This window comes from Undibacterium sp. Dicai25W (genome assembly GCF_049340505.1).
In the GTDB taxonomy this organism is placed as follows: Bacteria; Pseudomonadota; Gammaproteobacteria; order Burkholderiales; family Burkholderiaceae_D; genus Undibacterium; species Undibacterium jejuense.
Genome location: NZ_JBMPOQ010000002.1, coordinates 128,130 through 152,033 on the forward strand (window position 1 = coordinate 128,130; position 23,904 = coordinate 152,033).

At 46.1% G+C, this 23,904-nt stretch carries 18 protein-coding genes; 7 read left to right on the top strand and 11 right to left on the bottom strand.

Translation table 11 applies throughout. The features are described from left to right. Nucleotide 1: 1 nt before the first annotated feature. Nucleotides 2-502, bottom strand: coding sequence for a methylated-DNA--[protein]-cysteine S-methyltransferase (locus ACO0KY_RS03625; RefSeq protein WP_423044346.1), 501 nt, complete (start codon nt 500-502; stop codon nt 2-4). A gap of 523 nt (nt 503-1,025) precedes the next feature. Next, nucleotides 1,026-1,991 carry a TRAP transporter substrate-binding protein gene (locus tag ACO0KY_RS03630; protein ID WP_423044671.1) on the bottom strand — a complete coding sequence of 322 codons (966 nt, stop codon included), beginning with the start codon at nt 1,989-1,991 and terminating at the stop codon, nt 1,026-1,028. 185 nt (nt 1,992-2,176) lie between these two features. Here ACO0KY_RS03630 and ACO0KY_RS03635 point away from each other — a divergent pair, with 185 nt between their 5' ends. Continuing rightward, nucleotides 2,177-4,165 (top strand): ATP-binding protein, encoded by a 1,989-nt coding sequence (locus tag ACO0KY_RS03635; protein ID WP_423044348.1) that lies wholly within the window; start codon nt 2,177-2,179, stop codon nt 4,163-4,165. Nucleotides 4,166-4,215: 50 nt separating this feature from the next. Next, the gene (locus tag ACO0KY_RS03640; protein ID WP_423044350.1) at nt 4,216-4,806 is read left to right on the top strand and encodes a response regulator transcription factor; all 591 of its coding nucleotides are present in this window, start codon (nt 4,216-4,218) and stop codon (nt 4,804-4,806) included. 77 nt (nt 4,807-4,883) lie between these two features. On the opposite strand, the gene ACO0KY_RS03645 is transcribed toward ACO0KY_RS03640, so the two are convergent. Together ACO0KY_RS03645 and ACO0KY_RS03650 are read right to left on the bottom strand one after the other, a co-directional pair. Next, nucleotides 4,884-5,966, bottom strand: coding sequence for a calcium:proton antiporter (locus tag ACO0KY_RS03645; protein WP_423044352.1), 1,083 nt, complete (start codon nt 5,964-5,966; stop codon nt 4,884-4,886). A gap of 170 nt (nt 5,967-6,136) precedes the next feature. Beyond that, a complete protein-coding gene (locus tag ACO0KY_RS03650) occupies nt 6,137-6,748 on the bottom strand; it encodes a GNAT family N-acetyltransferase (protein WP_423044354.1) in 612 nt (203 codons plus the stop codon). A gap of 104 nt (nt 6,749-6,852) precedes the next feature. Between ACO0KY_RS03650 and ACO0KY_RS03655 the strand changes: the two genes are divergently transcribed. Beyond that, nucleotides 6,853-7,536, top strand: a complete 684-nt coding sequence (locus tag ACO0KY_RS03655) for a MarC family protein (protein ID WP_186912583.1) — start codon at nt 6,853-6,855, stop codon at nt 7,534-7,536. Nucleotides 7,537-7,548: 12 nt separating this feature from the next. Here the strand turns inward: ACO0KY_RS03655 and cadR are convergent, their stop codons facing one another. Further along, entirely contained in the window at nt 7,549-7,980 is a 432-nt protein-coding gene (cadR, locus tag ACO0KY_RS03660; RefSeq protein WP_422992895.1) for a Cd(II)/Pb(II)-responsive transcriptional regulator, read from the bottom strand. Nucleotides 7,981-8,264: 284 nt separating this feature from the next. Here cadR and ACO0KY_RS03665 point away from each other — a divergent pair, with 284 nt between their 5' ends. Beyond that, nucleotides 8,265-10,604, top strand: coding sequence for a heavy metal translocating P-type ATPase (locus ACO0KY_RS03665; protein WP_423044357.1), 2,340 nt, complete (start codon nt 8,265-8,267; stop codon nt 10,602-10,604). Here the strand turns inward: ACO0KY_RS03665 and ACO0KY_RS03670 are convergent. From ACO0KY_RS03670 to ACO0KY_RS03690, 5 genes are all read right to left on the bottom strand, one after another. Further along, nucleotides 10,574-10,894, bottom strand: a complete 321-nt coding sequence (locus ACO0KY_RS03670; protein ID WP_423044359.1) for a hypothetical protein — start codon at nt 10,892-10,894, stop codon at nt 10,574-10,576. The two genes, ACO0KY_RS03665 and ACO0KY_RS03670, sit on opposite strands and share 31 nt — an antisense overlap. Before the next feature lie 51 nt (nt 10,895-10,945). Then, entirely contained in the window at nt 10,946-12,484 is a 1,539-nt protein-coding gene (locus ACO0KY_RS03675) for a SpoVR family protein (protein WP_186912587.1), read from the bottom strand. An 8-nt stretch (nt 12,485-12,492) separates the two neighbouring features. Further along, complete coding sequence (locus ACO0KY_RS03680) at nt 12,493-13,764, bottom strand: YeaH/YhbH family protein (RefSeq protein ID WP_423044362.1); 1,272 nt, start codon at nt 13,762-13,764, stop codon at nt 12,493-12,495. Between the two features lie 149 nt (nt 13,765-13,913). Then, nucleotides 13,914-15,836, bottom strand: coding sequence for a PrkA family serine protein kinase (locus tag ACO0KY_RS03685; RefSeq protein ID WP_186912589.1), 1,923 nt, complete (start codon nt 15,834-15,836; stop codon nt 13,914-13,916). Between the two features lie 341 nt (nt 15,837-16,177). Continuing rightward, nucleotides 16,178-18,460, bottom strand: coding sequence for a putative bifunctional diguanylate cyclase/phosphodiesterase (locus tag ACO0KY_RS03690; RefSeq protein ID WP_423044364.1), 2,283 nt, complete (start codon nt 18,458-18,460; stop codon nt 16,178-16,180). 203 nt (nt 18,461-18,663) lie between these two features. Here ACO0KY_RS03690 and ACO0KY_RS03695 point away from each other — a divergent pair, with 203 nt between their 5' ends. Both ACO0KY_RS03695 and ACO0KY_RS03700 read left to right on the top strand, forming a co-directional pair. After that, nucleotides 18,664-19,272 (top strand): TetR/AcrR family transcriptional regulator, encoded by a 609-nt coding sequence (locus tag ACO0KY_RS03695; RefSeq protein ID WP_423044366.1) that lies wholly within the window; start codon nt 18,664-18,666, stop codon nt 19,270-19,272. Nucleotides 19,273-19,367: 95 nt separating this feature from the next. Beyond that, nucleotides 19,368-20,477: an alkene reductase gene (locus ACO0KY_RS03700; protein WP_423044368.1), complete on the top strand. Its 1,110-nt coding sequence runs from the start codon at nt 19,368-19,370 to the stop codon at nt 20,475-20,477. 222 nt (nt 20,478-20,699) lie between these two features. Here ACO0KY_RS03700 and ACO0KY_RS03705 read toward each other — a convergent pair whose 3' ends face one another. Next, complete coding sequence (locus ACO0KY_RS03705; protein WP_186912593.1) at nt 20,700-21,128, bottom strand: MerR family transcriptional regulator; 429 nt, start codon at nt 21,126-21,128, stop codon at nt 20,700-20,702. 79 nt (nt 21,129-21,207) lie between these two features. Here ACO0KY_RS03705 and ACO0KY_RS03710 point away from each other — a divergent pair, with 79 nt between their 5' ends. Next, the gene (locus tag ACO0KY_RS03710) at nt 21,208-23,817 is read left to right on the top strand and encodes a heavy metal translocating P-type ATPase (RefSeq protein ID WP_423044371.1); all 2,610 of its coding nucleotides are present in this window, start codon (nt 21,208-21,210) and stop codon (nt 23,815-23,817) included. Nucleotides 23,818-23,904: the final 87 nt, after the last annotated feature.

The following is a 23,904-nucleotide window of genomic DNA, read 5'->3' on the forward strand; positions in this document are numbered from 1 at the left end:
ATCACAGGTAACCAGTCACACCTTCATGCGCAAGTAGCCAGCGTTTCACGCCAAGGTGAAATCCAGTTTCATCGTCATGATGAGCAAATCCGCCCAGACCACCTGCAGCGGTGACCCGATGACACGGGATGACCAGGGGATACCAGTTGGCGCCGCAAGCCTGGCCTACTGCGCGTGGTGCGGAGCGAATATGCTTAGCAATTTGACCGTAAGTAACAACTTCACCACGCGGCACTTCTGATATCGCCTGCCAGACGCGACTCTGAAACGCAGTCCCCACCGGCTTTAAAGGTAACTGAAATCGAAAATCAGCGTCAGTGAAATAACGATCAATTTGCTCAGCAACCAGTGCGGAAACTGGATCCGATGGCGTTTTTTCTTTAAAACGTGGCGGCAAATAGACAAGTTCTGCGAGCTTTTGGTCCTCTACCCGGATTCCCATTGCGCCAAAAGGGGCGTCAATAATTGCCGAAAAAATGGCGGCTTCTTGTTCGGACATCATCTGCCTATGATTCTAAAAGGCTTTAGCATAGCGGATATGCACGTTTCTTGGGAAGAAAGCGTATTTCTCTGCAGAACGAAGATTGAATTTAAATTGCTTTTGAGAATGCTTAAAATGAATCCGGTAGTACAAAAAAGAAAAAGGCGCATCAGCAGATGCGCCATTAAAACATATCTCGCGTTTTCGGCTGTTTAGTTTTTGTGTAAACACATTAACTCAGCTTGTAATAAAAACGCGCGTCTCCTCAGTGTACGGCATGAATACCGTTTTTTTGCACTACCGCCTTTTAATCCTGCCTACTGCAAATTTCAAATCTGGACAGAATATAGCATGCAAAAATACCAGTGACAAAAAAAACGCAGCAAAAAATCATAGATGTTGCATATATGTAAAAAATATTTACAAAATCTGAAAATATGGTAAACGATTTTTTATTTTAAATACGCACTTATCAGGATGCCGTAAGTTAGACTTTGTTGAGAAAAATAGTGTTTTTATTGCAATTTTAAAAATTACTCTAGCTCTAATCATAGCCAAATTTCGCTGCCTCTTTGTTAATGTTAGCAACCAAATCTTTGCCTATCCGTTGCTCAACTTCTTTCTGAACTGGTAATAAAGCTTTGCGCCACGCGGCTTTCTCCTGATCGTTCAACACATAAACTTTGGTTTTACCCGTTTTTTTGACCGCTGCTAACGCCTTATCATTTTCTTGTTGTGCAATCGTATTTGCATACATGGTCGCTTCTGCCATCGCCTGATTGAGTTCGTCGCGAATATCCCCGGGTAAGCCATCCCAAAATTTCTTATTCACGATGACCGCATATCCAAGATAGCCATGATTCGTGATGGTCATGTGCTTTTGGACTTCATACATCTTTTGGGTGTACAAATTGGACGGCGGATTTTCTGTTCCATCGACAAAGCTGCTACGTAAGGCCTGATACACCTCTGAAAACGCTAGCACTTGTGGTGTTGCACCAAGTACCCGCATTTGCGTATCCAGAACTTTCGATGATTGAATCCGTAGCCTTAAACCCTTCATATCAGAAGGTAAATGAATCGGCTTATTCGCTGAGAAATCTTTGAAACCATTATCCCAGAAGGAAAGACCGGTGATTCCTTTGGGTTCGAGTTTTTTGAGCAAATCCTTTCCGATTGGTCCCTGTGTCACGCTATACAGGACATCCTTAGACGGAAAAATATAGGGTATGTCAAACACTTCAAATTCTTTGATTCCAAGCGGTCCGAATTTTGCCAGTGACGGCGCCAGCATTTGAACTGCGCCAAGCTGTAGGGCTTCTAATTCTTCTTTATCTTTGTACAGCGTACTGTTCGGATAGAGCTCAACCTTGACCCGGCCATGCGTGGATTTTTCTGCCAACTCTTTGAAGCGTTGTGCCGCCTGCCCTTTGGGAGCATCGCTGGCGACAACATGGCTAAATTTGATGACGATGGGAGATTGCGCAAATGCAGAAACCTGCAGCAACATCGCAGCGATGGAAAAAAACAGGCTTTTTCTTATTTTCACAACCGTCTCCAATGTCATTGCCAAGAACATTGGCTTGTTGATTATTCAGAAATAAAACGTATTCATCAAGCTGTGGAAAACCACAAGCACCACTATATGTTTCTACTGACTAGTGCGCCAACGACTTGTCCATTAAACTGTCAGGCATGAAAATTTTCGAAAAACCCCGAGCCTGGTCAAAAGAGAAATGGCGCTGGATCATCCCTATCCTGCTGATTTCGTTGTTTCTCGCCACATTGATCTGGTTACCGCTGCAAGCACAGCGTATGGAGGCTAATGAGCGGCAGGAGCAGTTGATCGCCGATACCTTGTGGGTCGAACATGCGATTCAGTTTCAAATCGACCGTAATGACGAAATGTTGCGTCAGATCGGTTCCGATATTATGAGCATGGGCTTAAAACCCGCCGAAGTCGCCGAGCGCTTTGACCGTCTGCGTAATAGCAACCATGAGATCTCCAGCCTTGCGTGGTTTAATCATGACAATCTCTTGGTTACCTCCAGTGCTGAAGAAGGTCCTTCAGGGAAACATGTACCGGATATACCCTATCAAGAATCAGGTGCACTTGAATTTGATATCAGGACTCGCTGTTTCACACCTACTCTGGATGACCAGTTACCTAAATCGGAAAAAAACTCATATGTCATCAATTGCCAGATACCACTAATCAAAGGTACCCGACATCTCGGGCGCATCATCATCACCTATCGTGCGAGTGGCATTTTAGAAGAATTGGTTCCTTGGTGGTTTGCTCAGGACAATCAGATTTCTCTGGTCGATATTGACGACAAGGTTTACGCCACCCGCGCTTCGGCTGGTTTGGGCAAGAACGTTTATACACATAACCGGACACTAGACCTACCTGATTTACCTCTGGTACTACATACGAATAGTAATAAGAGTGAACCCAAGCTACTTGCAAATTTACTCGTCTCAGTGGTGATCGTTTTGTCTCTGGGACTCATATGGAGTCTGGCGGCGCTGTGGCGGGATATTAATCGTCGGCTGGCAACCGAAGGCGCACTGCGCCAGCAGGTAATCTTCCGCACCGCGATGGAAAACTCCCTGGTTACCGGTTTGCGCGCCCGCGACATGCAGGGTCGACTAACCTATGTGAATCCGGCATTTTGCAATATGGTGGGATTCCCGGCAGATCAAATCATCGGCAGATTGCCGCCTATGCCATATTGGGCTCCAGAGGCATTCGCTGAATACAAACAAAGGTTTTCAGATTTATTAGCGGGTACTGTTCCTGCCAATGGATTCGAAACCATCTATCAACATGCCAATGGCACCAAAATTTCTGTATTAATTTATGAATCTGCTTTGATCGACGAGACAGGCAAACAAACTGGCTGGATGAGTTCTATCCTCGATATTTCAGAGCTCAAGCGAGCGCAAGAATTAAGCCGACAGCAAGAAGAAAAATTACACGCCAGTGCTCGGCTGGCGACGATGGGCGAGATAGCCTCGATGTTGGCCCATGAATTGAATCAACCATTAGCGGCAATTTCGAGCTACACCACGGGAGCCATGAATATTGTCGAAGCGGATAATGCCGAGAAAAATTTACTGCTTGGTGCCCTCAGCAAGGTCAACGCTCAGGCGCAACGTGCAGGACAAATCATTCGCAGCGTCCATGAATTCGTCAAAAAACGCGAAGCCACGCGAGAACAAGTGGATATTTGTGAACTCATTCAAAACACATTGCCATTAATAGAATTACAAGGGCAAGCCTCGCATATCCACATTCAATGGCTGCCTACCAAAAATCTGCCTCCAGTATTAGCAGACCACGTGCTGATCGAACAGGTACTGCTGAATCTGACACGCAACGCTATTGAAGCGATGCAAGAGACCCCGACTGGGCACCGTAATTTACGGATACAAGCCAGTATGGATGTTGATAATGACCACGTCGTGGTTGAAGTAAGCGATCGTGGAACAGGTATACCAGCAGCGATTGCAGAGCAATTATTTTCACCCTTCTTTTCAACTAAGGCATCGGGGATGGGAATGGGGCTTAATATTTGCCGAACTGCAATAGAATTTCATGGTGGAAAACTGACTCACAGCGATAACCCGGCTGGTGGTACTATCTTCCGCTTTGTTCTTCCTGCATTTTATGGAAATTAAAATGAAGTTACTGCAGAGCAAACAGTGAATTTATAAGGCCAGGAGACACTATGCTACACATTATTGACGATGAAGATGTCATTCGCGATTCATTATCGTGGTTGGCACGTTCACGCCAAATTGCCGCGATGACCTATAGCAGCGGTGAACAATTTCTGACCGCGCTCGATCAGCCGCTACGCTTTGATCCTGCGGGTGACTGTATTTTGCTTGACGTTCGTATGCCGCAGTTAAGCGGAATCAGCTTATTTGATTTGCTCTCCGAAAAAAAATTGACCAAGCGGCTGCCTGTGATTTTTCTAACCGGGCATGGTGATGTCCCGATGGCGGTGGATAGCTTAAAACGTGGGGCGTTTGATTTTTTTGAAAAACCGTTCAACGACAATAAACTCATGGATCGCGTTCAGGAAGCGCTCGCCTTATCACGCGAAGCTGGGCTTGCCGCTGCGGTTCACGACCGATTAGAGAGCCTCTCCGCACGTGAAAAAGAAGTCTTAGATTTGATACTGCAAGGAAAAATGAATAAGGTCATTGCTGATCATCTGGGCATCAGCATGCGCACAGTAGAAGTCCACAGGGCGCATATTTTCGACAAAATGCAAGTCAAAACAGCGGTTGAATTGGCTGGTATTCTGAAATAGTCACTTCCACTGATCATAAAAATTGAAATGCGGCAGAGCCAAAGCTTGCCGCATTCTTAAAAACTGTGAAACCAGGCTTATGGAATGATCGTCGTGAACAAATAAACCGCGAAAATCACCAGATGTATCGTCCCTTGCATAATAGTAGTCCGACCAGTTCCCAGAGAGATGGTCGTAATCATTAATGACAACAACAGTAATACGGTCGATTTTGCATCGATACCCAGACTCAACTGCCAGCCAGTAACTAAAGATATCACTGCCACCGCAGGAATCGTTAAACCAATGCTTGCCAATGCTGAGCCCAAAGCCAGATTAATACTCGTTTGCAGACGATTGGCACGCGCGGCGCTCACTGCAGCAATGCCTTCTGGCAATAAAACGATCATCGCGATAATGATCCCGACTAAAGCCTTAGGTGCACCAACCGCGGCTACCGCGAATTCCAGATTGGGTGCCAATGCCTTGGCTAACAAAACCACCGCCACAAGACAAACGATCAGCAAGCCCGCGCTACTCCATGCAACTTTATTCGATGGTTTAGGAGCATGGACTTCTTCATCACTAGCGGCCACTTCCGGTAAAAAGTAATCTCGGTGCCGTACAGTTTGCACAAGCACAAAGGTACCGTACAAAACCAGTGACACCACCGCAATGAAAGCCAACTGACTTGCGCTGTAATAAGGTCCGATGACTGTATCCGTGAAATTCGGCAACACCAAAGTCAGAACCGCCAGTGCTGCCAAAGTCGCCAGCGAAGTGCTCGCGCCTTGCAATCCAAAACTTTGCTCGCCATGGCGTATTCCACCAAACAACAGGCACAAGCCTATGATGCCGGTCAGGATGACCATGATCGCCGCAAACACCGTATCGCGCGCCAATCCGGCAGTCGTCTCGCCGCCGGAGAGCATTAGTGAAACAATTAAAGCGACCTCAATCAAGGTCACAGCGAGCGCCAGCAATAAGGTGCCAAATGGCTCACCAATTTTGTGAGCGACCACTTCAGCATGATAAACAGCAGTAAGCACGCCACCAAATAATGCGACAGTTAATACGATGGCATATAAGCTCCCAAGGTGGAGCAATGCGCCACCAAGCGCGATCCAGGCAAAGACAGGAATAAAAATCGACCAGCGGGGTAAAACAGGTTTAATAATCATGTTCACTTTCTTTTAAAGGACTTACCCAAAACTACCCCAACAGAATTAAGGCAATGAGTCTTACGAATAACAATGCAGGGACAATTTTGCGTAAATCCACTATTCAATATTTTAAACACAGCAGGTTTCATTCTAGACAAGCAATTTTAGCTGGGTTAATGCCTATCAGACTATTTCAATTGCGTATTGTTCAATAAATCATGGTCGTCCGTTGCCAATCGCGCATATAGATGCAAATTAATATAAGTATCCTGCTTCAATTCTGCCCCACGAAGTACGCCTTCTCTTTGAAAACCTACTCGTTGAAGTAATTGCTGACTCACAATATTTCCATCCTGTACTCGGGCTTGCAAACGATGTATTTTCAGATCTGAGAAGCAAAACAGTATTAAGGTTTGCAAACACTCACGCATGAAGCCCTGATGCCAATAGTCAGGTAATAACCAAAATCCCAGTTCCGCTGAATGATGTTGCTGTTCCCAATCATGAATGCCGCATGCGCCGATCAATTTTGATGGAGCATCTGACAGGCAAATTCCCCACCACACGCCAATACCATGATCAACGATGAATTCAAACCAATCCATCAAGGATTTGGCCTCGCCTGAAGTTTGATAACTGCTACCATAAAACTGAACCACGTTGGGATCTGACATTCCCTTAAAAATGAAGGCTTGATCAGTTGCTGAGATGCGGCGCAAATGAAGGCGTGGCGTGCTAAGTTCCGGAAACAGCTTAATTTTATGCATAGAGAAATTAAAAAATAAAACAAATAATTGCATCATTTAAATCCAGTCTGGCGTTGCAGAAAATTTGCACCAAGTTTCGCGCCAATGTTGGGGAAGGGACTTTATAATCATGTGCTAAGTTTTTATTGGAGTTTTACATGAGTGTTGCGATAAACGCATTTTTAAAGGCCTTGATTGTCGTGCCCGTCACGGTTTTACCTATTTTAAATCCTATCGCGATTGCTCCTATCTTTTTATCGATGACCGGACCAATTGATCCCGCACTTTCGAATCGACTCGCTAAACGGATTGCGGTGAATTGTTTCTTTTTACTTTTGGGCGCGGTTTTTATCGGCTCTTATGTACTCGATTTTTTTGGTATTTCGATTCCGATTGTTCGTGTTGCAGGTGGTATTGTGGTTGGCATGGCTGGCTGGAAGTTACTCAATGACCAAAGCCAGGATAAATTACTCAATTCTGTTGCAGCCACCCATGGTGGACACTGGAGCAGAGATGAACTGCGTCGCCGCAGTTTTTATCCATTTAGTTTTCCGCTCACGGTCGGACCAGGAACGATTGCCGCTTCAGTGACACTTGGTACACAAATGCCGCACCAGCCAGTCGATTTTCTGGTAATTAGTATTGCCTCAGCAATCGGTGTGCTATTGACCAGTATTGTTGTGTATTTGTGCTATCGCTTTGCACGTAATCTGGAAAAACTTCTGGGTGAAGTGGGGGCAACGGTTTTAATGCGCTTATCAGCATTTATCTTGCTGTGTATCGGTATTGCAATCGGCTGGGCAGGCATATCTGATTTATTCTCTGAGTTAATAGCGCAATAAAATCTGATAATTTCATTTTCCGTCGCTATGGCAAGCACACGCTTCGCCATGCGCGGCGGAAACCAATTCAGTCAAAATCCCACATTCTTTGCCATGATGCCTGTCGTCACACTGGGCGCGTAATTGGCTCAATTGCTTCTCTAAAGCCTTCATACTTTTTAAACGTGCTTTGACTCGGGCAATCTGTTGGTCGATCAAAGAATTAATATCACCACAATCTTCTGCCGGACGTTCAATGAACGACACCAGACGCCGGATATCAGCAAGCGGAATATCCAGTGCACGGCAATGACGGATAAATGATAAGCGCTCCAGATGCTCGACGGTGTAGCTGCGGTACCCGTTATCTTCCCGCGCTGGTGCGGGCAAGAGCTCTTGTTTTTCGTAATATCGTATGGTCTCTAAATCAACGCCAGTGGCATTGGCTAATTCGCTGATGCGCATGCTTTACTCCAATCACAGTACTTAAAATAGTGCCGACTCTTAGGGTGGATGCAACCCGCGCAGTAGTTGAGTTTGCACGGTTTTGGCGGATTGCACCCGCTCTTACACTATTGCAAATAGCAACGAACACTCCCCTCCCACGAATGCGGGAGAAGGGTTCATCAGGCCAGCACAAGTGCAAGAATATTATTTTTACATCATTTAAGGAATTTTTAAATTTCTACTTGACCCTGTAGTCACTCCAGAGTCTACACTAGTTTTAAATTCTCAGATTTGGAACTACCATGACACAGAAAACTGCTTGCTGCGGACACGATCACGACCTTCCTACCCATCCAATGGAGCAGAAAGATCAGCACGATCATGCAGGTCATGATCACGCACATCCCCATGAACACAAACATGCCCACAAACGTGGTCACGCTTGCAGTAACGATCATGACCACGGTACCGCTGTAGCTTCTGAAAAAGCGGTAGTTCCTGCTGATGCAAAGCGTCTGCGCATGCATATCGCGGATATGGATTGTCCAACAGAAGAAGCATTAATCCGCCGATCGCTGACAGGTATGCCACATGTTCTGGGATTGGATTTTGATTTATTAAACCGCATTCTTACGGTACATCATTACCAGCAAGATCCGGCTGAAATTCATACCAAATTAAAAGACCTTGGAATGTCTGGTACAGAATTAGCGGCCGGAGAAAGTGCCAGCGCACCCGCTGCACCAGCCAGGAGTCGTTACTGGAAATTGGCAATTGGTGGTAGCGCAGCAGCGGCAGCAGAAATCACAGCCTGGGTCACAGGTAGCGACACCTCTATCACTGTCGCCTTGCTGGCACTCAGTGCAATCCTTGCGTGTGGCATTCCCACGCTCAAAAAGGGTTGGATTGCCCTGCGTCACTTTACATTAAACATTCATTTGCTGATGACCGCTGCGGTAATTGGCGCAATAGCGATCGGCCAATGGCCAGAAGCGGCCATGGTGATCTGCCTGTTTGCTATTGCAGAAATGATAGAAGCAGCCAGCCTGCTGCGCGCACGTGATGCCATCAGCGGTTTGCTGGCTCAAGCACCGGAAACTGCCTTAGTACAACAAATTGACGCTAGCTGGAAGCCTGTCGCAACCACAGAGATAGCAGTCGGCAATTTAGTGCAATGCCGCCCTGGCGATCGTATTGCTTTAGATGGCACCATAGAAAACGGACAATCGAATGTTAATCAAGCGGCTATTACCGGTGAAAGTATTCCGGTAGAAAAGCGCATCGGTGATATTGTCTATGCAGGTACCTTAAACCAGACGGGCGCAATCCAGATTCGCGTTTCTGCGGCGGCCAATTCAACGATGTTGGCACGCATTGCGCAATCGGTGCAAGAAGCACAAAGCCAGCGTGCGCCCATGCAAGGTTTTGTCGATAAATTTGCGGCGATCTATACGCCAGTGGTATTTATCTTTGCTTTATTGATGGCAATCGTTCCACCTTTAGCACTGAATCAGGGCTGGCATGAAAGCCTTTACCGTGCCTTGGTATTGCTGGTCATTGCCTGCCCATGCGCCCTGGTGATCTCGACACCTGTCACAATTGTCAGCGGCTTAGCACTCGCGGCACGCCGTGGCATTGTGGTCAAAGGTGGTTTATTCCTAGAGCACGGTCGCAAGTTAAAAACCTTGGCATTTGATAAAACAGGCACACTCACCGAAGGCAAACCACGTCTGACCCGTGCGATGAGCCTCAGCAACGCAACTGATGCAGAAATCCTGAAACTAGCAGCTAGCCTTGATGCGCATTCCAGTCACCCGCTCGCGCATGCTTTAGTAGAAGCTTGCACTGAAAAACTGGAACAAGCAGATGACATCAGCTTACTGGAAATTGGCCGCGGTCGTGGTATTACCGGGCGCATCCACAATGTGCAATACCAGCTCGGCAATCGCGCAATGCTCGATGAGTTAAACATTGCATTCAGCGATGAAAAACGACAGCAACTGAATCAGCAAGTGCAAGAACTGGAAAAGACTGGCAACACCGTCATTTTTTTATGCGCCAATCATATGGTCCTCGGCTTACTGGCGATTGCAGATCAAGTCAGAGCAAGCAGTAAACAAGCGATTGCCGAGTTACATGCGCTAGGTGTGGCAACCTTGATGCTCACTGGCGATAACGACCATACAGCACAAGCAATCGCGGCACAGACCGGCATCACCGATGTGCGTAGCCAATTGCTGCCGCAAGACAAACTGGAGGCCATTAAGCAATTAGCAGATCAAGGTGTGACTGGCATGACTGGCGACGGCATTAATGACGCCCCAGCTTTGGCACGCGCCCATATAGGTTTTGCGATGGCGGCAGGTAGCGACACCGCATTGGAAACGGCTGACGTTGCTTTAATGCAAAACGATTTGCGTAAATTGCCAGAATTTATTCGTATTTCACACAAAACTAGTGCGGTTTTATGGCAAAACATTATCTTCGCACTGGCTGTAAAATTTGTATTTTTTGCGCTGGCACTGAGCGGCCATGCGAGTTTGTGGATGGCAGTTTTCGCCGACACCGGCACCAGCTTGCTGGTGGTGCTCAATGGTGTACGGCTACTGACTTATTCAGATTCGCTGGCTTCAGCGCGCTGAGGGGATTCGTTAATCATTAACGCGTGTTCGACCTGGCTAGACTCATCACCCATGCGGCTTTGCCAGGCACGCAAAAAGTAGCCAATCTCCTGAGAAGTTGGCGTGGTATGCCAGATCACCATCAAAGTTCCTTTGTGATCATGCAATTTCGCCAGCTTTTCTATGCACGTGGTGTTGTGATCCAAATCAGCTAATCCAGCGGCATATCCATACACGCGGCTCAGACGCTCAAGGCGATCTGGTTCTGTTTCGCTATTCGTTGCAGAAATCTTCGGGTAATCCAAAAACATAATGCTATCTCCGTCGTGTTGGTGTGCGCTTTATTCTATCCGAAGCAATTGCTAACGGCTACGTTTTTCCCATTTGCATTCTTGCCGCGCCAACACTTTATTTTGTTGATCGACTGTTTCCAGATAAATATCAAAACCCCACAGGCGCGCGACATGTTTGAGCATTTCACCCGTTTGTGCGTTAAGTGGACGGCGTAAATATTGCATGTGACGCAAAGTTAATGCACGATCGCCTTGCATATCCACAGACCAAACCTGAATATTTGGCTCACGATTACCTAGGTTATACTGGCCAGCTAACTGCTGCCGAATATAACGATAACCGTTTTCATCATGAATCGCCGAAATTTCCAGCTTATCTTTGCTATCGTCATCCAGAATCGCAAAAAAGTGAAAATCACGGATCAGCTTCGGTGACAAATACTGCGCAATAAAGCTCTCATCCTTAAAGTTACGCATTGCAAACTGCAAGGTCTGTTTCCAGTCACTACCGGCAAAATCAGGAAACCATTCGCGATCTTCGGCAGTAGGATTTTCACAAATACGCCGGATATCACGCATCATGGCAAAACCCAGCGCATACGGATTGATGCCATTAAAATAGCGGCTTCCGACAGGTGGCTGGTACACCACATTGGTATGGCTTTGCAAAAACTCCATCATAAAACCATCACCCACCACACCTTCATCGTATAACTGATGCAAGATTGTGTAGTGCCAAAACGTCGCCCATCCCTCATTCATGACCTGAGTCTGTCTTTGCGGATAAAAGTACTGAGAGATTTTGCGGATAATGCGCACAATTTCTCTTTGCCATGGTTCCAGTAATGGCGAATATTTTTCAATGAAATACAGTAGGTTTTCTTGCGGTTCGGACGGAAAACGTCGCTCTTGAAAACTTTCCTGCACTTCGGCCCGACGTGGCAGAGTGCGCCATAAATCATTGACCTGCGACTGAATATAATTTTCTCGTTCTGTCTGGCGTTCACGCTCTTCCAGTAAAGAGATGCGAGCTGGCCGTTTATATCGGTCGACCCCATAATTTTGTAACGCATGACAGGAATCAATAATCAATTCGACCGCTTCTGCACCATACCTTTGTTCGCACTGTGCAATGTAGTTTTTTGCAAACACCATGTAATCGATAATGGCATCGGCGTCTGTCCATGTACGGAACAGATAATTGCCCTTAAAAAAAGAATTGTGACCATACGCCGCGTGAGCGATCACTAGCGCCTGCATCGTCAGGCTATTCTCTTCCATCAAATATGAAATACAGGGATTGGAATTAATCACGATCTCGTAGGCAAGACCCATTTGCCCACGCTTATAGCTTTTTTCTGTCGATAAAAAATGTTTACCGAACGACCAATGGTTATACGACACCGGCATGCCCACCGATGCATAGGCATCCATCATTTGCTCAGCCGTGATTACTTCAAGCTGATTTGGATAGGTATCGAGACCAAAATTTTCTGCCACCCGCTTAATCTCTTCATGTGCTTTTTCAATTAACTCAAACGTCCATTCAGATTGTTCGGGCAAGGCATTCGGGTGTTTTACTTTGATTGAGCCATGTTCTGTGTCCATGATGAACCTCAATTTGGCTGTTTTTTAAAGAGTTCTCGGAATACCGGATAAATATCAGCCGGAGACTCTATTTTCTGCATCGCAAAATGTGCATGTCGTGTAGCCACCTGCTCATACTCCAGCCACAAGTTTTGTGGATCCCCTTCGGTGATCTCTACATAGGCATAGTATTGCACCAGCGGCATGACCGTATTGATCAACAACTCACGACAAGTCTGCGAATCGTTATCCCAGTTATCGCCGTCAGAGGCTTGTGCAACATACACATTCCAATCACTGGCAGCGTAGCGCTCCTGAATGATTTTCGTCAGCATATTCAGTGCGGATGAAACGATAGTCCCACCCGACTCACGCGAATGGAAAAACGCATCCTCATCCACCTCTTGTGCTGTGGTGTGATGACGAATAAAAACAACTTCAATTTTTTCGTAAGCACGGGTCAAAAACAAATACAGCAGAATGAAAAACCGTTTTGCCGTATCTTTTTTTTGCTCATCCATAGAACCGGAGACATCCAATAAACAAAACATCACACACTGGCTCGCAGGCTTCGGTACCTTAATCCGATTGCTATAGCGTAAATCGAACGGATCCAGAAAGGGTATCGCCAGTAAGCGTGTACGCAGATGATGTATCTCTTGTTTCAGTTTCATCACACGCTCATCGGTCATCGGCACGTGATCGTCCAAGAGTTTGGACATTTCTGCTTCGGCTTCTTTTAAGCGGCGTGAAGATTTTCCACCAACCGCAATCCGACGCCCCATCGCTCCGCGCAACGAACGCAACACATGCAAGCTTGATGCCGTGCCTGAAGTTTTATATCCGGCACGTTGGCTTTTGAAATCGGTAGTAGAGGTCAACTGCGTCTTGACCATATTCGGCAATTCCAGATCTTCGAAGAAATAATTCATAAATTCTTCGCGACTCAACTGAAATACAAAATCGTCTTCAGCAGGGTCTTCGCTATTGCCGCCCTGACCTTTGCCACTGCCGCCACCGCCACCTTTAGGACGGGCGATTTGATCGCCTTTTTGATACTCTTCATTGCCTGGCTGCACGCCTTCCCACACGCCGCCATGCGAATGACCAAAATTAGGCTCGTTAACATCCTTCACCGGAATCGAAATGCTTTCTCCGCTTTCTATATCAGTGATCGAACGTCCCTTCACTGCGCGAGCAACAGCTTCTTTAATCTGCCCTTTATAGCGACGCAAAAAACGTTCGCGATTTGGAGCAGATTTATTTTTACCTTGTACACGTCGGTCAATCAGATGAACCAAAATGCTCTCCCGTTTGCCCTTAACATGCGTCAAAAAATGATCTCATCAAACCTAAGAGCCATCGGCGGATGCAGAGACTAGCAACAGGCAGCATCTGCATCCTTTTTTCATACCATCTCGATAGCTATGCCCTTATTTTGTTGACTGATTTAAGATGACTTTCTGACGCGCAAATACCATTCACATAGCAACCGCACTTGCTTTGCGGTATAGCCTTTGCTCACCATGCGGTCAACAAATTCCTGATGTTTATTCGCATCGTCAGCGCTGGCTTTGGCATTAAATGAAATGACTGGCAATAACTCTTCCGTATTCGAGAACATTTTTTTCTCGATGACAGTACGTAATTTTTCGTAGCTGGTCCAGGTTGGATTTTTACCAGCATTTTGCGCCCGGGCACGCAGCACAAAATTGACGATCTCATTACGGAAATCTTTAGGGTTTGAAATACCTGCCGGTTTCTCAATTTTTTCCAGTTCATTATTGAGCGCATCGCGGTCAAAACTTTCACCGGTGTCTGGATCACGGAATTCCTGATCTTGTATCCAGAAATCAGCGAAGGTCACATAGCGATCAAAAATATTTTGTCCATATTCCGAGTAACTTTCCAGATACGCAGTCTGAATTTCTTTACCGATAAATTCAGCATAACGTTGCGCCAGATATTCTTTAATATACGAGACGTATTTTTGTTCAATCTCGGGCGCAAATTGTTCCCGCTCGATTTGCTGTTCAAGTACGTAAAGTAAGTGAACCGGATTGGCCGCCACTTCGGTATTATCGAAGTTAAATACCTTGGACAAAATCTTGAACGCAAAGCGCGTAGAGAGCCCATTCATGCCCTCATCGACACCTGCATAGTCAGCGTACTCCTGATGCGACTTGGCTTTGGGGTCAGTGTCTTTCAGATTATCGCCATCATAGACCAGCATTTTGCTGAAAATGCTGGAATTCTCTGGTTCTTTCAGACGTGACAACACTGCAAACTGTGCCATCATTTTTAAGGTACCTGGAGCGCAAGGTGCTGCGCTTAATGACGATGTACGCACCAGTTTTTCGTAGATTTTTATCTCATCGCTGATACGCAGGCAGTAAGGTACTTTTACGATATAAATGCGATCTAAGAATGCTTCGTTATTTTTATTGTTTTTAAAGGTTTTCCACTCTGATTCATTCGAGTGAGCCAGAATCACACCTTCAAATGGGATCGCACCGAAGCCTTCTGTGCCTTTAAAATTGCCTTCCTGCGTCGCAGTCAACAAAGGATGCAGCACTTTGATTGGTGCTTTGAACATCTCGACAAATTCCATCAAACCCTGATTGGCAAGGCACAGGCCACCGGAATAGCTGTAGGCATCAGGATCGTCCTGCGCATATTCCTCCAGCTTACGGATATCGACCTTACCTACCAGCGATGAAATATCTTGATTGTTTTCATCACCTGGCTCAGTTTTTGACACGGCAATTTGTTTGAGCACCGATGGATAACGACGTACCACGCGGAACTGATTTATATCGCCGTTAAATTCATGCAGGCGTTTGACTGCCCAAGGACTAGGAATACCCTTCAAATAACGGCGCGGTATGCCGAAATCTTCCTCCAACAAAGCGCCATCTTCCTCTTCGCTAAACAAACCCAGTGGTGATTCGTTGACGGGCGACCCCTTGATACAATAAAACGGGATTTTTTCCATCAACACTTTGAGCTTCTCAGCAATCGATGATTTACCACCACCGACTGGCCCCAGAAGGTAAATAATTTGCTTACGCTCCTCCAATCCCTGCGCTGCGTGACGGAAATACGACACGACTTGTTCTATGACTTCTTCCATGCCATAAAACTCGCGAAACGCCGGGTAAATTTTGATGATTTTGTTGGAGAAAATACGTGACAGCCGCGGATCATGCCGGGTGTCGACTAATTCCGGATCGCCGATAGCGGCTAACAAGCGTTCAGAAGCACTGGCGTAGGCAAGCTTGTCCTTCTTACAGAGCTCAAGATACTCCTGCATCGAGTATTCTTCTTCACGAGTCCGTTCGTACCGTGCTGCGTAGTTGTCAAAGATATTCATCCCGACCTCCCTGGTTAAGCAATCACATGCAAATACCGAATAGCACTGGCGAAACATATGGACTTATTTGGGTATGCCTGCCAGCACACTACGAGCTTAGTGTAGATGAATTTAGAAAATTATGTTGGTTAAAATGATTCATTTCACAAAATCACAAAAAATCGCGATAATAGAATGATGTGCTGTGTAATATTTTGTGTGATTTTCCACGCGATTTGCCACCTGAATATCTCAAAATAACAACCACAACAAAAGGTTTCACATGCGTGACCTATTTTACTTTGTGATACTTAAATTCATAAAAAACATCGCTTAAACATCACGTAATCAAGAAACCTTCATCAATTGATACCCACCAGGTAGTTGCTACGTAACAGCGTATTCATACTATTTACATCCAGTGGCCGATAATAGTAAAAGCCCTGGAATAATTCACACCCAACTTCTTTCAGAAACGCAACCTGCGCCTCGTTTTCCACACCTTCAGCAACGGTTGTACAGGCAAGTATTTTTGCCAGCGAAACGATCGCTTTAATGATCATTTCGCTCTTACGGTTATAGCCAATTTGTGACACAAAAGAGCGGTCAATTTTGACTGTATGTGCAGGAAAATGGCTGAGCTTTGATAAAGACGAATAACCGGTACCAAAATCATCGATAGCGATACGATAGCCTCGATTTTTCAATGCATGCAGATGCTTGATCGACCGCGTTTCATTTGCGCTTAAGCCAGTTTCCGTGATTTCGAATTCTAAAAATTGGGGTTCAATGCGATAGCGTTGACAGGATTCGGCGATCAAATCTAGAAAATCATCCTGGTTAATGTCGCTCGCTGACAAATTCAAAGCGACCACGGGACTATCACCAAATTCGTCCAGCCATGCTCTGACCTGAGCACAGGCGTGATCGATCACAAAGTGGCTGATTTGCTGTATCAAACCTGAACGCTCTGAGATTGGTATAAATTCTACCGGTAGCACCTTACCGAGAGTTTGCGACCTCCACCGCAGTAAGGCCTCAACGCCAGCAATTTTGCCGTCACTGGCGACCTTGGGTTGATAAAGCAAATAAAACTCGCCATTCGCCAATCCATTCACGACGCCTACCTCAATTTCTACGTTCCTGATGATCTGTAGCGCATCATCTTCATCAAACAAGGTAATGCTTTGATCATTGGATCTGCGCGCCGTATCCAAAGCGACTTCACTACGTCGGATAATTTCATCAGGATCGGTGTCCTCAGGGCGAAAAATTGCTATGCCAGCTGAAAATTGCACCAGCAATTTGTCATCATTGAGTTTTAATTCTTTAGGTAAAGCTTTTCTAACATGATCGACAAATTGAATGACGTCTTGCGGCGTACGTAAATGATCAACTACAAATGTGAAAACAATACTGCGTAATCGTGCACAGAAACAATTTTTCGGCAAAACCTGGGTCAACTCATCGGCAAAACGCCGCAATAAAATATCTCCGGTTTGCGCACCAAATTGCTGATTTGCATGACGGATACTATTGAGTCTGAAAGAGACCACTGCAGTTACATTAACCTGACTGGTATCAGGATTGGCGAGCAATGCTTCAAGGTATTGGCATAGCATGACGCGATTTGGTAAGTCGGTCAGAGGATCATGTTTACTCAGATATTCTTCACGTTCCTGACTTAATTGCAATGCATTATGCATGTTATGTAAGTTGGAAACATCTCGTAAAGCAACGATATAGTGGTCTGAGGATGTCTGCGAAATATTATCCAGCGCCACCATTTTCCCATCCTGAGTGCGATAGGCGGAGAGCCGTAAATTAGCCGGATCGTCATGCTCCGGAGACCGGATACGCACGCTATCATCCAAAGAAAACCAGCTAAACAAGGATAACTCGTCATTATTCTGGGGATCTCGCCCCAATAATTCATTGGCTTGATGATTTGCCTGCAAAATCTGGCCGTAAGCATCAGTCAACACCAGCGCGGTTCCGGCGTTTTCAAATATTTCCTGATACTGTGCATAGCTGACATTCAGCGCATTACTCGCGTCCCTGAATCGCGTTAAAGAGGTATCAAAAGCGTACAAAATCCTGAAAACAGCGAGTGGAATACAGAAATTCAAGAACAAAAATAGCAAGGAATGCACGTATTTGATTGCATGTGGCAAGTCTAGCTTCAGATCAATTAAATACGGGAAACTCATACCCGACAATAAAAAAAGAAACGGAATGCTGTTGATGGACATCAAGATTAATGCCAGCCTGGTGGAAAAGAAAACTCGCGCAATCACAGGTGTGATGTACACAAAGACCAAACCCAACTTCGCAATCTCCGGATCACGCGTTGCCAAAGCAATTGCGATACCGGTCCCATACACATTCGCTATCAATAAGCCCGCTGCCAAACGCAATGAGCGCGTCGAGCAATACAGCGTAATGGCTTTTAAGGTGTAAAAGAATGCGACCAGCCACAGCACCCGAAAACTACCGTGATCAACAGCGTTTAATGAGCTATGCACTGCAATCAAGCCCTCAAGAATAAAACTCGAGGCCAAAATAATGCGCAAAGTACTGATTTTCCAGGCAGCATGTTCGGCGGGCGTGAGAGCACTCTCATTCAGGAAAAGCCAGCGAAACATAGATTCGGTTTAGAGAAAGTAAGTTGACGACAGTAAAAGAAAATTAATCTGCGTAGACCCGATCAATTATCATATTCAATATTTATTAGACATCGATTGTTACATTTTTTTCCATATAAAGCAGCATATACTACATCTCTGTTACATACCGAACACAGATTTACTCTTGACTATAGACGACTGGTCTACTAGAATCATAAGCTATGAACCTTGTCTCTCAACGCCCAACCCACCAAGATACCCGTGAGCGCATACTTGCGACCGGGGAAGAACTGATTTCGGGTCGAGGATTTACTGCGCTTGGTTTAAGCGAAATATTGTCTGCTGCGGCCGTACCTAAAGGCTCGTTTTACCACTACTTTCAATCCAAAGAGGGTTTTGGCGTTGCCATGCTGGAACGTTATTTTTCAGATTACCAGCAACGATTAACGCTATTGTTCAACGATGAAAGCATGAACGCCTTGCAGCGTATTATGACCTATTTCAATAACTGGCAAGCGATGGCAGAAACCAGCGAGTGCCACAAGTTGTGTCTGGCGGTGAAGTTAGCGGCAGAAGTAGCGGATTTGTCTGAACCTATGCGAGCTGCATTGTCAGTTGGCATGAGTGGTATTACAGAACAAATCGCACAAGCGATACGTAGCGCACAGATTGAAGGCAGCATATCAAATAAGCTCAATGCACTTGAGATTGCAGAATCTCTGTACGGCATGTGGGTAGGCGCATCATTGATCACGAAAGTGAACCGTCAGTTACGTCCATTGCAATTGGCTTTTAAACAAACAGAATTATTGCTTCACCCCTCACATTAGTTGGGTAGTTTTAAACATCAGTACTACAGGACATGGGCTTCGCCCATTTTTTTGAAATCAAAACTAGACGACCGGTCTAATTTAAAGGATAAAATATGTACAATAAATTGCTTTCACCAATTCAAGCAGGTAGTGTGCACTTGAATAATCGCGTAGTAATGGCTCCATTGACGCGTTCCCGCGCCGGTCAGCCGGGCGACGTGCCAAGAGCTCTGAATGTTGAATATTATGGACAGCGTGCGAGTGCGGGTCTGATCGTCACTGAAGCGAGTCAGATTTCACGTCAGGGTCAAGGTTATGCGTGGACACCGGGCATCTACACTGATGCCCAGCAAGCAGGTTGGAAAACCGTCGTTGATGCCGTACACGCCAAAGGTGGGAAAATCGCTTTACAGCTGTGGCATGTTGGACGTATTTCACATAACTTGCTGCAAGAAAACGATGCGGCGCCGGTATCGGCGTCTGCCATTACCGCTGCAAATAGCCAATGCTTTGTCATCCAAAAAGATGGCACGCCAGCGAATATACAAACAGCCGAGCCGCGTGCTTTAACATCAGGAGAAATTCCTGGTATCGTTGAACAATATCGTCAGGCAACAGTGCGAGCCAAAAATGCTGGCTTCGACTTGGTAGAAGTTCACGCCGCCAACGGATATCTGCTGCAACAATTCATGTCAACCAATAGCAACTTCCGCAGCGATTCCTATGGTGGCACACTGGAAAATCGTGCGCGTCTGACGTTGGAGGCGGTGGATGCAGCAATTGCCGTAATCGGCGCTGATCGTGTCGGCGTCAGGCTGTCACCGAATTTTATTGCCCATGGCATTAATGATACTGAAGCAGAACCAATGGCGCTGTATCTGGCAAAAGAATTCACTCAGCGTGGGATTGCTTATCTTCATATTGCTGAACCAGATTGGGCTGGCGGGGCTGAACTGACCGCCAGTTTCCGCAAGGAATTGCGCGCCGCTTTCCCGGGCACGCTGATTTGCTGCGGTGGTTACACTGCAGCAGAAGCCGATGCCTTAATCACCAGTGGTCTGGCTGATGCGGTTGCATTTGGTCGTCCGTATATCGCCAATCCTGATCTGGTTGAACGTTTCGCAGCAGGCGCAGAGTTGAATACACCTGACCGCGCAACTTTCTATGGTGGCGAGGAGAAAGGCTATACCGACTATCCAAGCATGGAACAAGTCGCCGCATAATTTGCAGTACGCTTGATATAGCAATAAGAAAGCATCTTGCCGAAGTGAAGGCTAAGATGCTTTTTTAATTTGCTTAGTAGCTTAAAAGAACAAACTATGCCAGCTTAAAAATTTAACTTAAGTATTTAATTTTAAGAATCTGTTTTAAAAATTTTCGCTTTCAAAAAAGTATCCGGATAGTATCCGCAGTGAACGGTCATCCTGGCTCAATGAGAGCTTTTTCTACTTGTGGGACGGCGAGTTCAGGGCGTGAATAATAGGACACTGCAACTCAGTTGAACAGGCACTACATTGCTCAATTAATTGCGATAAGGTGGCTTCCATTTTCAATAAGTCGCTGAGCTTCGCTCGCACCTGCGCCAACCTTTCACTGGCGATATGTCGAATTGCACCACGATCCTGACTATCTTCCAGTTGCAATAAATGGGCAATTTCATCCAGCGAAAATCCCAATTCTTGTGCCCGCTTGATAAATTTAATGCGATCAACCATGCCCGATGAATAGGTACGAAAGCCGCTACTGACTTCGGGCGTCGGCAACAACGCACGCTTTTGGTAATAACGTATTGTTTCCACCCCGACATCCGCTGCTTTGGCGAGCTGTCCTATCGTGTATTGATGTTGCTCAATATGTTGTCCGGTATTCTGCATAAATTCCTTGACTCCGTTCTTAGGTACGGAGTCTATGATATGTCTAAAATCATCTGTCGTGCTAAGAAGGAGTATCACTGTGAATAAAGAAAACACTGAGCATCAACACCATGCAAATTGCTGCGGCAACAACCATTCCGCCACTGGAATGCCGATAGAAGAAAAAAAATATCAGGATCCGGTTTGTGGAATGCAAGTAAGCAAAAGTGCTGAGAAAACCGCGCGTTTTCAAGGCATCGCATATTATTTCTGCAGTGCATCCTGCGTCCAGAAATTTAATGTCGCACCTGAAAATTATGTCAAAGCCAAGCGCGTGATTGGCTTGGGAAAAATACCAGCTACAACCACATCATCTATAGCTGCTGACCGCATGCAACAGGACCCGAAAGGTGCTCATAAAGATCCAGTTTGCGGCATGAGCGTGAATGAACATAGCCAGCATCAGACCACACATAATGGAACGCGCTATTACTTTTGTTGTGCGTCTTGCTTAAAAAAATTCGACAGCGATCCGGCAGCCTGGCTCAATCCGTCACAACGTCCCGCACCTAAAGCGGTTACGAAAGACACGATTTTTATGTGCCCGATGGACCCAGAGATAGAGCAAGTTGGTCCTGGCATTTGCCCTATTTGTGGCATGGCTTTGGAGCCCAAAGAGGCAACAGCAGAAGAGGATAATAGCGAGCTGGATGATATGCGTCGTCGCTTCAAACTGAGCTTGTTATTTAGCATTCCCTTACTGATGATCAGCATGGGTGATATGTTGCCAGGCATTTCCATCCATAATTTCTTAGGAATGCCATTGTTTAATTGGCTGCAATGTGCGCTGGCAACACCAGTCGTGTTGTGGTTGGGCCTGCCGTTTTTTGAACGTGCGCTTGCTTCATTTAAAAGTGGTCGTCTGAATATGTTCAGTCTGATCGGTGTTGGTACCGGCAGTGCGTATGTTTTCAGTGTTTTTGCATTGTTGCTACCCGATGGTTTGCCACCAGCTTTTAAAATGCATGGCATGGCACCATTATATTTTGAGGCATCTGCGGTCATTATCAGCTTAGTTTTGCTAGGGCAAGTATTGGAATTGCGCGCGCGCTCACAAACCAATCTGGCTTTGAAAGCTTTACTCGGTTTAACGCCGACAACAGCAATCCGGATTAATAAAGATGGTACAGAAAAAGAAATTGCCGTAGCGGATATCGTTTTGGGAGATATATTGCGCATTAAGCCTGGTGCGCATATCCCGGTCGATGGTCACGTCCATGAAGGGCATTCGTATGTCGACGAAGCTATGCTCACTGGTGAACCTGTTGCGGTCGAAAAAAATAAATACGATGCGCTACATGCCGGAAGTATTAATCAACAGGGCAGCCTGAGTATGCTCGCCGAGAAAATTGGCAAAGATACCCTGCTGGCACACATCATTGCGATGGTGAATCAGGCTAGTCGTTCGCGTGCTCCTATACAAAAACTAGCTGATCGGGTCGCCGCATGGTTTGTACCTGCCGTGATCGCAGTCGCCCTTATTGCATTCGGCATATGGGCATGGATTGGTCCAACGCCTGCGCTGGCCAATGGTTTGATGGCAGCGGTATCGGTATTGATCATTGCCTGTCCTTGCGCACTTGGTTTGGCAACGCCGATGTCAATCACGGCTGGAATGGGGCGCGGCGCGACTGAAGGAGTGCTGATTAAAGATGCAGAAGCGCTGGAATTATTAGAAAAAATTGACACTCTGGTACTCGATAAAACCGGTACCCTGACGGAAGGTAAGCCTTCAGTACAACAGTGCGTCGTGACCAAGGGTGAAGATGAACTCAAGCTCATGTCCGTTGCGCTGGCAATAGAACAACGCAGCGAGCATCCACTGGCAGCGGCTATCGTCAATTACATCCAGAATCACTACGATCTGAAACAACAAGCTTCCGTGTTAATCAGTGATTTCAAAGCCATCAGCGGCAAAGGTGTGCAAGCCACCGTAACTGGCGAAACTATAATGCTCGGTAATCCGGCACTCATCGCTGAAGCAGGAGTAGACTTTTCCAGCCTCCAAAGCCAGATTACCTCGCTACAAGCCAACGGTCAAACTGTGATGTTGATGGCGAATATGCAGCGCGTACTGGCATTGTTTGCCGTCTCAGACAAAATTAAGGAAAGTAGCTTAGCGGCAGTACAGCAATTGCAGCAACAAGGCATACGCTTGATTTTACTCACAGGTGACAACATGCCAGCGGCACAAGCAATAGCGCAGCAACTGCATATCGGAGAAGTACACGCTGACGTATTACCTGCGGATAAATTTCAGTTTATACAAAAATTGCAGGAACAAGGGCGTCTGGTAGCGATGGCGGGAGATGGCATCAATGATGCCCCTGCTCTGGCACAAACTAATGTTGGGATTGCGATGGGGACAGGTACAGATATTGCGATGCATAGTGCGCATGTGGTATTGGTCAAAGGTGATTTGCGCGGCATCGCCAAAGCACGTGCATTAAGCGTTGCGACCATGAAAAATATCCGGCAAAACTTATTTTTTGCATTTGCCTATAATTTTATCGGAGTGCCGATCGCCGCCGGAATACTTTATCCTTGGTTCGGAATTTTGCTTCGTCCTATGATTGCCAGTGCCGCCATGAGTCTGAGTTCCGTGTCGGTGATCAGCAATGCACTACGCTTACGGGCGGCGAAAATTTAGGTAGCAAAACGTGCATTAACGAAACGAGTTTGCGGCAGCGCACAAATCACGCGGAAGCTGTAAAATATGCGATCGCCTGCAATGACT